Genomic DNA, 12513 nt, shown 5'->3' with positions numbered 1-12513 from the left:
ATTAATTGCTAAAGGTAATGGAGGGTGGCACATATATGAATTCATACTTTGAAGAAGTTCAGGCTTTACTCAAAATTGTGGGAGAACAGGAAAAGCAATCAATTAAGGAATCTGTGGAACATATCTCGAAAGCAGTGGTGTCGGATGGAGTCATTCATCTATTCGGAAGCGGACATTCTCATATTTTGACGGAAGAGGTATTTTACCGGGCAGGTGGGTTAGCCGCCATTCATCCTATTTTCGTTGAAGATTTGATGCTTTTTAAGGGAGCATCTAGGTCATCACAACTCGAAAGGCAAAATGACCTATCTGAGAAATTCATGCTTGATGAGGATATCCGTCCTGGCGATGTCTGTATTGTCATTTCATCGTCTGGTGTGAATCCCGTTCCCATCGATGTAGCTATAATCGCAAAAGAAAAGGGCGCCTTTGTCATTGGCCTTACATCACCGGAGTATGCAAACAGTTGTCCTTCACGGCATAAAAAGAAGCTTTATCTCCACGATGTCGTTGATATGGTCATAGACAATCATATTTCCAAAGGTGACACATTGCTGAAATCAAATAATATATCCTTTGGTTCCGGATCGACCGTAATCGGGGCCGTCCTTCTCAATATGATTTTCACACAAGTCATTGAAACGATTATTGAATCAGGAGTGACCCCTCCCGTATTTCTAAGCAGTAATATCGAAGGGGCAGATGAACACAATCAAAAGATTATCGCGAAATATAAAACAAGAATCCCCCAATTGTGAATCGGTATAGCCAAAAAGGCATACATAAGCTTTTATGTTCCACATGATGAAATAATAAAGAAGGCATCCATTCGAATGCCTTCTTTATTTTATAGTCCCTTTTAATCCTTTTTTTAAAAAAACAGCCACCAATTCGCGTTTCCAAACGTTGCAACCATTACTGAACAACGGCAAGATGACAAACGCGTATAAAGCAAGCCCCACCAATATTAACGTGGCAATCTCCAAGAGTGATAAAACCCCAGCCGGCATCATCGCAGCAAAAGTTCCCCCATCTTATTGACCTAGAAGAAAACTTCCATATACCGATCAATCAAACCAGAAAATTTTTCATTTGTCATCGTTGCACCTCTCAAAAGGTAGCTCAATCATTAAACTATTTGTAGCTTACTACTGTTTTATTTAACATATCAATCCCATAATAGTTTATTATTCCTAGTTTAACTCATGGTAAATAAGGGAAAACCAAAGTAAGCAAACAATCTACTATTCTAAGGGAGGAAATATAAATGACTCAAACAACTATCGAAACTCAAACGAATAGCAAACTGTTAAAAGGGATTCTAATTGGAGGACTTGTTGGCGGTGCGTTAACCTTGCTTGACTCCAATACAAGAAATAAAGTAAAGCGTTCAGCCGTCCTTTTAAAAGACAACTCCATGAATATGATTGAACAGGTCAAGGAGAATCCGGGCGAAATGAAGGAACAAATGGTATCAGGAGTCAAAGGCGCAACAGAGACGATTAAAGAGGCAATCAATGACGTTGAAACCTTATATGAAACCGTCAATGAAGACGTGGTGGGTAAAGTATCCGAAGTAAAGGATATCTCCACTAACGCCCTTGGTACAGCTAAGGACGCAACAAATGAATTAAAGGACATCAGCTCAAAAGTGGTCGTTGCCGGTAAACAACTGAAGGAAACACCAACACAATCATTGAAGTCAGATAATAAAAAAAGTGAAAAAGAGAGCGATGACGTCGTTACAAAATCAGGATTATCCAATCAAAAATCAATTTCATCGAACTTCTAATATATAAAAAAGCTGAGGCATTATGAATCGACCCTTTGTAAAGGACATTTTAAAAAAAGCTAGGCAACTTGAAGGAGATGCTGTCTGTATTTTGCAGGCGGCATCTTTAATGGTCGACAAATAAGCACGTTTGCCGTGATGGTAAGTTAAGTAAGTGATGTCCGTTAATAATACTTTGCCTGCGACACCTTGTTTGAATGGACGCTGTAGGAGGTTTGGATAAGTACGGTGTTCGTGTGTCACTTTTGCCATTCGGCGATATGGATTCGCTTTTCAGATCGGGCAGATCCTATTAAATTTATTCATAATGCGACGAATTCTTTTAAGTTGTAAGTGATTTGATACTGATTTTCTAACGTCATTTTAATTTGACACGCACCTTTTTTTCTTCGACGAAAATGATCTGTGTACGTGATGGCCTTGTCACTAAGAGCTTGAACATGAGGATTACATTTTAGTTGTGCTTGTTCTTTCTCCGTTGGTCATCTTAGTTCACTCCGACGTGTTTTTTCTTATCATAAACAAAAGTACCCTACAGGATAGACTTTTTTCAAAGTGTCTATTCTATAGGGTACTTTTTATTACGCCCCAGCTTTTTGTTGTTCCATATATCATTTCACTTGATAATCTTATTCAGAACCCTCTATTTTATTCGTAATCTCATGATCTTTTTTCACTTCAGCTAACCAAGCTGGATATTCCTCTTGTAATCTTTCAGAAAGAAGCGTTTCCTTGATTTCCTCTTTACTGTCTTCTAAATTAGCTTCTTTTGCTTCCTTTTTACCGGTTACTTTTATGATGTGATAACCATAATCGGATTTGACTGGATCACTGACTTTGCCTATATCAAGATCAAAGGCAACATCTTCAAACTCATCCACCATATTCCCTTTCTCAAAGTATCCTAAGCTTCCACCGTTATCCGCCGTTTCTGTATCAGTGGAATATTCAGCTGCCAATTTAGCGAAATCACCGCCCTCTGCAATTTCCTTCTCAACCTTTTTAGCCGTTTTTTCGTCTTCGACTAAAATGTGACTGGCTTCCACTTGTTCAGCTTGTGCAAATGTATCTTTATTATCTTCAAAATACGTACTGATTTCATCGTCTGTAACGGTAATTCTCGGTTCAATCAGTTTTTTCGTTTGCAGATAAACCACGATATCATTTTTCAAGGCTTCCATGGACGAACCGCTTGCTTCCAATTGCTCTTTTAACGACTTTTCATCGCCATAGGACTCAGCCATGGTATCTATTTCTTTTTGGATTTCTTCATCCTTAATTTTAATTCCTTCTTTTTCCGCTTCCAATTCAACCAATTTATTCGTAATTAACAGGTCTAAAGTATCTGCTCCGTACTCTGCAACAAGCGCGTCATACAGCTCATCCTTACTGATTTTCTCGCCATCGATACTTGCCATTGTCTTATTCTTTTCCGTAGACGAAATCATCGCAAATGCCATGATCCCGGCAATGATTAAAGTGCTCCCTGCCCAAACATATGCCTTCGTGCTTCTTAATAGGTTCATGAATGCTCTCCCTTAATTTTTCTATTATGATAGTTTGGAAATATTAGTCAGTCCTTAAAATATTAGTTCCACCTGTGGTATTTCCCATCATTATACTAACATACTTATATCCCTACTGATATTTTAGAGCATTTTCTGGCCTACTAACATTTTACATTGCTATAAATTCATTATTACAAAGATCTAATGACTTTTGATATATAGGTAATGGTTGCGAAGCATCGGAGATCATACGTCAAAAACTCAGAAAAAAGCATGGTATAAGGGGGATACCTTTACACCATGCTTTTCTTGTATTATTTACGATGCATCTTAAACTCAAGGAAGAGTTCGTTGTAATGGGCCAAGTTTTTCTTCCCAAGGTTTTCGTACACTTCCAGCTTCTCTGTCAGTTCTGGTGATGGATAGAAACGTTCATCCTTCACCACTTCTTCAGGCATATATTTCAGTGCTTCTTTATTAGGGGTCGAGTAGCTTACATATTCGGCATTCTGTGCCGCAACTTTTGGGTCCAGCATGAAGTTGATGAACTGGTGAGCCGCATCGGCATTTTTGGTTGTTTTCGGGATGACCATATTATCAAACCATAAATTGGACCCCTCTTTAGGGACCACATATTCGAGATCTTCATTTTCAGCCATGATTTCAGAAGCCACTCCGGACCAAACAAGCCCAATCGCCGCTTCCTGGGTTTCCAATAGCATGCGGCTTTCATCTCCAACGATCGCTTTAATATTTGGAGTGAGTGCATCAAGCTTGGACTTTGCCTCTTGAAGGTGTTCTTCATCTATATCATTCAATGAATAATTCAAAGAGTTCAGGCCCATGCCCATCACTTCTCTAGCCCCATCCGTCAAAAGTATTTCATTTTTTAAATCTTTATCCCATAAATCCGCCCAAGCCGTTATTTCTTTGCCACCAAGCATCTTGGAGTTGTAAACAATTCCAACTGTTCCCCAGAAATAAGGCACGGAATATTTATTCTCCGGATCGAATGGCAGATTGATGAACCGCTCGTCGATATTTTTCAAGTTTGGTAGCTTGGAATGATCCAGGGGAACCAATAAGTCTTCTTGTCTCATCTTATCAATCATATACTCAGAGGGTATGGCAATATCATAAGTCGTACCGCCCTGCTCGATTTTAGTCATCATTGCCTCATTTGAATCGAACGTCTCATAAATGACCTTTATACCCGTTTCTTCTTCAAAACGGTCGATTAGATCCGTATCGATGTAATCGCCCCAATTATAGATGGTAAGCGTATTATTGCTCGTAAACCCCTGTGATGAGTTCAATCTTGAAATCGCATATAGCAGCAAGGCGGATACGAGGGAAATGATTAAAAACATTTGAACCAGTCTTTTCATCGTTTCCCCCCCATTCCCGTTTGCCTTACACGTTGAGTTATAAAGTAATAAACGACAACCAACAATAGTGTCAAGGCGAACAGCAGTGTCGATAGTGCATTGATATTCAATGAAATACCACGGCGGGCCAATGAATAAATTTCCACTGATAGAGTGGAGAAGCCATTACCGGTCACAAAGAACGTAACCGCAAAATCATCAAGTGAATAAGTCAAAGCCATAAAAAAACCAGCAAAGATACCTGGTAAGATGTATGGTAGGATGACCTTCGTCAATACATCCCAACGGCTTGCCCCTAAATCCCGGGCCGCATCAATTAAGGTAGGGCTCATTTCCTGAAGTTTCGGAAGGACAAGCAGCACAACGATCGGGATGCTGAAGGCGATATGCGACAACAGTACTGAGTAGAATCCAAGCTTGATCCCAGCCATTGTGAATAGAATGAGGAAGGAAGCACCGATAATCACATCGGGACTGACAATCAATACATTATTCAATGACAATACCGTATTCCTAGCTTTACTGCTCGTAAAGGAACGAATTCCAATGGCTCCAATCACCCCAATGATCGTGGCGATCAGTGCAGATAATAAAGCGATCACAAGCGTATTCAATACAATGATCAACAGCCTTGTATCTTGGAACAGCTCCTTGTACCACTCCATGGTGAACCCTTTAAAGTCATACATCGTTCCACCGCTGTTAAACGAGTAAAAGACTAAAAAGAAAATCGGTGCATAGAGTATGAGAAAAATCAAAACGAGAAACCCTTTTGATATTGGTGATAACTTACTACCCAATTTACACACCCTGCTTTCGGTTACCCGTTACAAACATAATCAGGAACATTATAATAATCAAAAATACCGCGATTGTGGAACCCATTCCCCAATCCTGTGTCACAAGGAAGTGCTGCTCGATAGCCGTACCAAGCGTAATGACTCGATTACCGGCAATCAGTCTTGTAAGCATGAACAATGAAAGTGCCGGGATGAAGACTACCTGGCATCCCGTCTTTACACCATCTATCGTCAAAGGAAAAATGACGCGGCGGAATGTCATCCACCGGGACGCTCCCAAGTCATTGGCCGCATCCAAAAGGGTTGGATTCATTTCATCCAGCGCATTGAATATCGGTAAGATCATAAACGGGATGAATATATAAACCGAAACGAATATGAAGCTGAAATCCGTAAAGAGAATTTGCTGCTTTCCGATTCCTACTGCCTCCAGAAAACCATTGGCCACACCATACGTGCCAAAAATGCCAATAAAGGCATAAGCCTTTAAGAGTAAATTAATCCAGGAAGGCACGATTATCAGCAAAAGCCACAACTGCTTATGCTTGGTTTTCGTTAACAAATATGCGGTAGGGTAAGCCACTAAAAGGGATATTCCCGTAATGAGGAAAGCATACCAAAATGAGCTTAAAGTCATTTTTAAATATACTGGTGTAAAGAACTTTTGATAGTTAATCAAAGAAAGATTACCTTCAATGTCGAAGAAGGAATAGTAAAGGATTAACAAAATGGGTGCGACAACGAATAAAGCAATCCATAAGACATAGGGTATGAAATAAATATTCCGTGATAGTTTATTCTGCATGACTTTCCCCATCATGATACGCTTCCAAACGCTTATCGAATTCCTCTTCCGTTTCACCCAATCGCATGACATGAATCGCTTCGGGATCGAAATAAAGACCTATTTCATCTCCAACTGTTGCCTTTTTCGTTGATTGGACAAGCCACTCATTCCCATCATGATCATAGCAGCTGATTTCATAATGCACACCGCGAAATAGCTGAGAGTCCACCCGAACTTGCAGTTTCCCGCGATTGACGGAAGTAATCTCTAAATCTTCCGGGCGGATGACAATATCAACAGCTTCATCGCTGTTCAAACCTTGGTCTACACATTCGAACTGTCTGCCGACGAATTCCACTAGGTAATCTTCAATCATTTTTCCTTTTACAATGTTCGACTCACCAATGAAATCAGCAACGAATCGATTCAGCGGTTCATCATAAATATCCGTAGGGGGCCCACTTTGCTGAATTTTCCCTTTGTTAAGGACAAAAATCTCATCTGACATCGCTAATGCTTCCTCTTGGTCATGAGTGACGAAGATGAACGTGATTCCAAGTCTTTGTTGTAGCTCCCGCAATTCATATTGCATTTCTGTACGCAATTTCAAATCAAGGGCAGATAGCGGTTCATCCAGCAGGATGACTTCCGGTTCATTAACTATCGCCCTGGCAATCGCTACACGTTGCCGCTGACCGCCGGACATTTCCCTGATCTCCCGTTTTTCATAACCCTCCAAATTAACAAAGCTGAGGGCTTCCTTCACCTTTATTTCCACTTCGGTATTTTTCATTTTTTTGATGCGAAGACCGAATGCTACATTTTCAAAAACATTTAAATGTGGAAAAAGTGCATAATCTTGAAATACCGTATTTACTTGCCTTTTATTGGCTGGCACATCATTGATCTTTTTTCCCTCAAAGTAAATATCACCCTTGGAGGCCTCCGTAAATCCGGCAATCAAGCGAAGGATCGTTGTCTTCCCACAGCCTGAAGGACCCAGAAGCGTATAGAACTTCCCTCTCTCGATTTCAAAACTAACATTATCGAGAACTACCGTATCATCATCGAATTGCTTCGTAACCTGATCGAAGTGTATTATATTCTCGTTTGCCATAGCCACTTCCCTCTTTCCATTACCTTACTTCATCCGTCTTTACATAGACGATAGCAATTGCTTTGAATTCTATAAGTATGATTCCGTCACCACAAGCAATAACTCGGATGGACCCCCAAAATCATTGATGATTTGGTGTTCATCGGAAGCATGAAAATAAATTGATTCACCTGCCTTGACGAAATACGTATGTGTACCAAGCTTTACAATGACTCTTCCGCTTATTACAAAACCGAATGTTTCCGACAAGGATGGTTCAAATTGTTTGAATTCCCCTTTTTCCTGAAGGGTCAGGCGAATCGGTTCCATTTCCTTCTCATTCGATTCAGGCACAAGCCACTGAATTTGATACCCTCGTTCCTCATCGATAAAAAATGTTTGTGCTTCTTCTTCATACACTACTTTTTGGACCTGATCCTCTTCATCGAAGAATTGCTTCGGCTTGCAGCCGAGTACTTCTAATATATTGAAAAGAGTTTCAATGGAAGGGGAACTAAGATCCCTTTCTAACTGTGAAATATATCCTTTGCTTAAATCCGTTCTTTCTCCCAATTCTTCCTGGGTCAATCCTTTTTTCAAGCGAAGGTTTTTTATTTTTTTTCCAATTTGCATCCTATTTACCCTCAATTAGTTTACTTATAGTAAACCTACAGTAGATAAAGTTTTATATAAGTAAACTTTCAGTTTAATTTTACGAATATCATTATACAGGAAATGCTGGAAACTTCAAACGGAATTTCCAGTCATGCAAAAAAGGACTGCCACCTGGCAGTCCCCCTTTTACAAATTCAGACATATCTCTTGCGCTTTCTTTTCCCCATCAGCAATACAGTCCGGTATTCCGACACCATTGTATGAACATCCCGCAAGTAAAACATTCGGATAATTCTCGGAGATTTTCGCCTCCAGTGATTGAACGATTTGAGGATGTTTAATATGGTAGTTCGGCATTTCTTCATGCCATTTCGTCACTTCACTTGTAATTGGAGTCCCAGAAATACTTAAACTGCTTTTAATGTCTCGTAAAGCCACCTGGATTAATTCCTGATTTGTAAGGGACCGTAACCGTTCATAGTCCGGAATTGAGCTTTTATAAAAAAGCCTTACTAAAAGCTGACTGTTTTCAGAAGTATGCTCCCATTTCCGGCTAGTCCACGTACATGCATTGCAGATCAAATCACTATTATCACCTGCAATGAAACCCGTCCCATCATTAGGAAGCATGCTGTCCGGGATATCGAATCCAAGGTAAACGCTTATCATTGAACTATTGATCAAGCCAGCGAAGTCTTGATCCAACTCCCTATCACCCAATAGTTTCTGGGCAATTGTATGCGGTGTACTCAATACGATGAAGTCCGTTTCCAGCGATTCACCGTTTGCCAATGAAATTATATACCTCTCATCATTCTTTCTGATTTTTTCCGCCTTGACCCCTTTAATAATTTCCACTATATCGAGGCTTTCCTCAATACGTTCAATCAATACCGATAAGCCATTTTTAAACGAAAGGAACTTCTTATTTCCCTTGCTTTGATATTTCTGCTTATTTTCCGATAGACCGCGTATGATACTGCCATATTCATTTTTATAATCCAGCATCTCCGGCAGTGTTTTAGCAATGGTCAATTCATTTAGTTTTCCTGAATAAACACCCGATAGGACAGGTGATATCTGTTTTTGTACCAATTCCTTACCTAAGAAACTTTCAAGAAATAAACCGATTGAGTCGTTTTTCGTAAACGTCTCATTCTTTGTATAGAAATCCTTTAAGGCATCGACCTTTCCTTGTGCAGAAACCAGATCACTTTTCACCAGGGACTCCAGGCTCATTGGAATTCCGAATAGGGCATCTTCAGGGATTCCCTTTAGCACGCCATCGGTATAGATAAATGATTTTCCCGTCGCATTATAGACAACTTGATCCTCAAGGTTCAATTCTTTAAGAAATGGTTTTATATTTTGTTTCCTGGCGACAATCGAATCGGCACCCGCTTCGATTTTAAATGGACCATCATGCACTGTCCTGATTTTACCGCCTAGTTTCTCATTTCCTTCTATTAATATTAATCGTACGGAGAGACTGTTCGCTTTAGCAGCTTTTTGTAAATAATACATGGTTGATAAACCCGTAATGCCTCCACCTACCACTACGACCGTTTTCATTAGAATACACCTCGATTAACGAAATTTACATTAAGTAAAGTGTACCATAAGGCAGCAGCATTATTAAAAGTGACCCTTTAATTCATTAGTTTCGTAATGAAACCTGTAACAAATTGGACAAAAAAAAGACCTTCTCTCATTCGAAAAGTCTAAATGCCCTCATATTGATACTCTATATCTCATTTCTTTTTTCCATATCCATGTTCATTTTATCTAATCTATATTCCATTATCTCCATCAACCCGCTTCTTCCTTCTTTATGAATTCCTGTATCCTGATACCCCGATTTCGTATAAAGAGTTTTGGCAATCATATTCTTGACGTCCACTGCCAGTACAATCGAATCCTTGTTTGGAAAAATCCCTTTTGCGAATTCCGGAAGGATTTGCAAGGCTTTCTTCGCAATCCGTTTCCCTTGATGCTTTTGATCAACAAGAAATCCACGGAGTAATATCGCTTTTTTATTGCTGGTGAAAGGGCTGATGTTCTCCCCAATGTGTAAAACGAAAAACCCGACCGGAATACCCGCAGCCAAAATAACGAAAGGGTGTCTGTCAACATCCTTTCGGCAATATTTCAGTGACTCTTCCGGCAGAGCCGAAAAAGGGGTTTGTGTCTCCGGTAAATAAAACTGTGACAGCTGGTGATGATGTTCCGGTAAATAATGCGTTAAGGTGATGATCCCGATTTCCTTGTCCTGTTTCATTTGGCACACCGCTTTCATCAATTATTGGATACCTTAATGATTCGATGCGTCACCTTAAAATCCCTCCACTAAATGAAAGAAGCACTGCCGAATATATCGGCAGCGCTCTTTAAAATAATCAATGGGTGCTTTCATTGATTGTCAGTGCTTCTCGTAAATTGATTTGCTTGCGGAGTATATTGGCAACCTCGCGGGAAATTTGTCGTTTTTCAAACATATCCTGCACTTCGTCCCGTTCTGCCTGGATCGCTTTATAGAATAGCTCCCTTTCATAATCGACCATTTTACTAGGGATACGGCCTCTATTTTCACGTTTGCATTTTAATATCAACACTTTATACTCTTCTATGATCATCGAAGACGTCTCATGATTTTCAGAAGTGATACCCGCTTGTATCTCTTGGATGGCGGCTTTGTACATCCTGATTTTAAGGTCTCTCACCTTTTCCAATCTCTCTATATTGATCCTTCTTATTTCACTTTTATTAGGGAAAAATAATTTAAAAACCCTCAGCATACTTCTTCTGAAAAGCGTTACGGACCTGAAAAAACGGAATTTCATCCGGTTTGTGACCGCGCCTTCCATACGCTGGATATATTCTTTACATATAAATGCCGTTTCCCGGTCCACTTTCTCATCCTTAATAAGTTTATCAAGAAACCTTTGCTCTGCTTCAAGGGCTTTAAAGCGAAGAACTTTTTCTTCTTCCCTTAATGCAGCTGGCTCTTTCTCCTGTTCTACATAGGACAGTGCATTGATCTTGGTGCAGTACCTCGAAATGATCGATAAAGCCGCTTCCCGGTTTTCATCTGTCATTTGGGATTCTATAACTTTAATCGCCGCTTGATGTGTGTGAATGGCAGCCGCTTTCGTTTTATCAGCCTGCTTATCCACGATTTCCTCTTCTTCTGCCCGTGCTATGATTGGCAGAAAAACACTGGCAACGATCAAAGTCAGCAATATGACACCTGCTGCAATGAAGATGATTAACGAACGCTCCGGAAAAGGACTTCCATCTGCCAACACATACGGAATCGAGAACGAACCCGCTAACGTTACAGCTCCGCGAACACCGGAAATGGTAATGATTCCAGCTGCTTTGAAGTCTGGTTTTTGGGCGCCTGCTTTTTTCGTCATCCAGCCAATCGACCAGGCAGCAGTAAGCCAAATGAATCGTAAAGCAAAGAGGAAAAGTGTAATGACCACGATATATAGGATGACTTGCCCATTATTGAAGACTGGATCTTGAAAGATAATTTTCAAAACGCTTGGAATTTGCAAACCTAGCAAAACGAATACAAGACCATTCAATACATATAAAATGACGGACCATGTACTCTTTGAAACGACCTGAAGTTCTACAGTTGGTGATATTTCCCGATCTCGTTCAATGGCATGGACAATCCCCCCAGCCACGACCGCTAAAATCCCAGAAAGGTGGAAATGTTCCACAGCGAGGAAAATAATAAAAGGAGTCAGGATCTGGATTAACATGTGCATCGTAACATCTTCCATTCCTAAACGGCGAAGAAATACACGGAGCCTGATAATGATGAAGGCAACAATTGCTCCTCCTACAAAACCACCAATCGAAATCCATATGAAACTGAACGTTGCATCCACTAATGAGAAAACACCAGTGACTGTAGCTGCAACGGCAAATTTAAAGGCAACTAGACCTGAGGCATCATTCATGAGCCCTTCTCCTTCAAGAAGGTGCATGATGCTCTTAGGTAACTTAACTCGACTCGCCAAAGCGCTTACTGCCACTACATCTGTAGGGGACAAAATGGCTGCTAAGGCGAATGCTGCTGGCAATGGAATCGAAGGAATCATCCAATTAATTAAATACCCGCCTGCCCAAACCGTTATGAATACCAGGCCTAGTGCAAGCATGAGAATGGGTGCTCTCAACTTCCAAAGTGCAGTGCGGGGCACATTTTTGCCATCATTGAATAAAAGAGGGGTGATGAATAACAGTAAAAACAATTCCGTCTCCATCTCAACATGCATACCCAGGGGTAAAAGTGCCAGTATGACACCCAGTGCTATTTGTATTAATGGTACAGGTATAAAGGGTACAAAGTGGTTAATTACATTAGACACTCCAATCAATATAAGAAGGGCTAATATAACAAGAAAAAACTCCATTCAAACATCAAACTTCCTCTCTCATCTATTCTCATAACTATAATCGTAACATATTCAGACCCATCCATTCATGCATTTACTATTCTAACCTAGAATA

General features: G+C 40.2%; 11 protein-coding genes and 2 pseudogenes. 2 read left to right on the top strand and 11 right to left on the bottom strand.

Translation table 11 applies throughout. The features are described from left to right. Positions 1-35: 35 nt before the first annotated feature. Entirely contained in the window at positions 36-758 is a 723-nt protein-coding gene (locus AC1DVK_RS14815; protein WP_477626782.1) for an SIS domain-containing protein, read from the top strand. A gap of 113 nt (positions 759-871) precedes the next feature. Here the strand turns inward: AC1DVK_RS14815 and AC1DVK_RS14810 are convergent. Next, positions 872-1031, bottom strand: a pseudogene (locus tag AC1DVK_RS14810) (hypothetical protein); the annotation flags it as partial. A 236-nt stretch (positions 1032-1267) separates the two neighbouring features. On the opposite strand from AC1DVK_RS14810, the gene AC1DVK_RS14805 reads away from it, so the two are divergent. Continuing rightward, complete coding sequence (locus AC1DVK_RS14805; RefSeq protein ID WP_061461149.1) at positions 1268-1792, top strand: hypothetical protein; 525 nt, start codon at positions 1268-1270, stop codon at positions 1790-1792. A 96-nt stretch (positions 1793-1888) separates the two neighbouring features. On the opposite strand, the pseudogene AC1DVK_RS14800 reads toward AC1DVK_RS14805, so the two are convergent. The 10 genes and pseudogenes from AC1DVK_RS14800 to AC1DVK_RS14755 all read right to left on the bottom strand — a co-directional run. After that, a pseudogene (locus AC1DVK_RS14800) lies at positions 1889-2193 on the bottom strand (IS3 family transposase); the annotation flags it as partial. Between the two features lie 228 nt (positions 2194-2421). Further along, positions 2422-3318, bottom strand: coding sequence for a peptidylprolyl isomerase (locus tag AC1DVK_RS14795; protein WP_477626781.1), 897 nt, complete (start codon positions 3316-3318; stop codon positions 2422-2424). A gap of 296 nt (positions 3319-3614) precedes the next feature. Next, positions 3615-4688: an ABC transporter substrate-binding protein gene (locus AC1DVK_RS14790; protein ID WP_061461146.1), complete on the bottom strand. Its 1074-nt coding sequence runs from the start codon at positions 4686-4688 to the stop codon at positions 3615-3617. Further along, complete coding sequence (locus AC1DVK_RS14785; protein ID WP_089363916.1) at positions 4685-5488, bottom strand: ABC transporter permease; 804 nt, start codon at positions 5486-5488, stop codon at positions 4685-4687. The genes AC1DVK_RS14790 and AC1DVK_RS14785 overlap by 4 nt, the downstream gene beginning before the upstream one ends. A gap of 1 nt (position 5489) precedes the next feature. Beyond that, on the bottom strand, positions 5490-6293 hold the full coding sequence (locus tag AC1DVK_RS14780) for an ABC transporter permease (protein WP_089363939.1): 804 nt from the start codon (positions 6291-6293) through the stop codon (positions 5490-5492). Then, complete coding sequence (locus AC1DVK_RS14775; RefSeq protein WP_061461144.1) at positions 6283-7392, bottom strand: ABC transporter ATP-binding protein; 1110 nt, start codon at positions 7390-7392, stop codon at positions 6283-6285. The genes AC1DVK_RS14780 and AC1DVK_RS14775 overlap by 11 nt, the downstream gene beginning before the upstream one ends. 69 nt (positions 7393-7461) lie before the next feature. Then, on the bottom strand, positions 7462-8004 hold the full coding sequence (locus tag AC1DVK_RS14770) for a helix-turn-helix domain-containing protein (RefSeq protein ID WP_477626780.1): 543 nt from the start codon (positions 8002-8004) through the stop codon (positions 7462-7464). A 168-nt stretch (positions 8005-8172) separates the two neighbouring features. After that, positions 8173-9558 carry a protoporphyrinogen oxidase gene (locus AC1DVK_RS14765; protein WP_410863000.1) on the bottom strand — a complete coding sequence of 462 codons (1386 nt, stop codon included), beginning with the start codon at positions 9556-9558 and terminating at the stop codon, positions 8173-8175. A 172-nt stretch (positions 9559-9730) separates the two neighbouring features. Further along, positions 9731-10264, bottom strand: coding sequence for a GNAT family N-acetyltransferase (locus AC1DVK_RS14760; RefSeq protein ID WP_410862998.1), 534 nt, complete (start codon positions 10262-10264; stop codon positions 9731-9733). Positions 10265-10382: 118 nt separating this feature from the next. After that, complete coding sequence (locus tag AC1DVK_RS14755; protein ID WP_477626779.1) at positions 10383-12416, bottom strand: Na+/H+ antiporter; 2034 nt, start codon at positions 12414-12416, stop codon at positions 10383-10385. Positions 12417-12513 lie beyond the last annotated feature (97 nt).

The organism is Peribacillus sp. P4_B1 (genome assembly GCF_056402395.1).
Note: the sequence above shows the minus strand (reverse complement) of the source record. Positions and strands in the feature narration are given on the sequence as shown.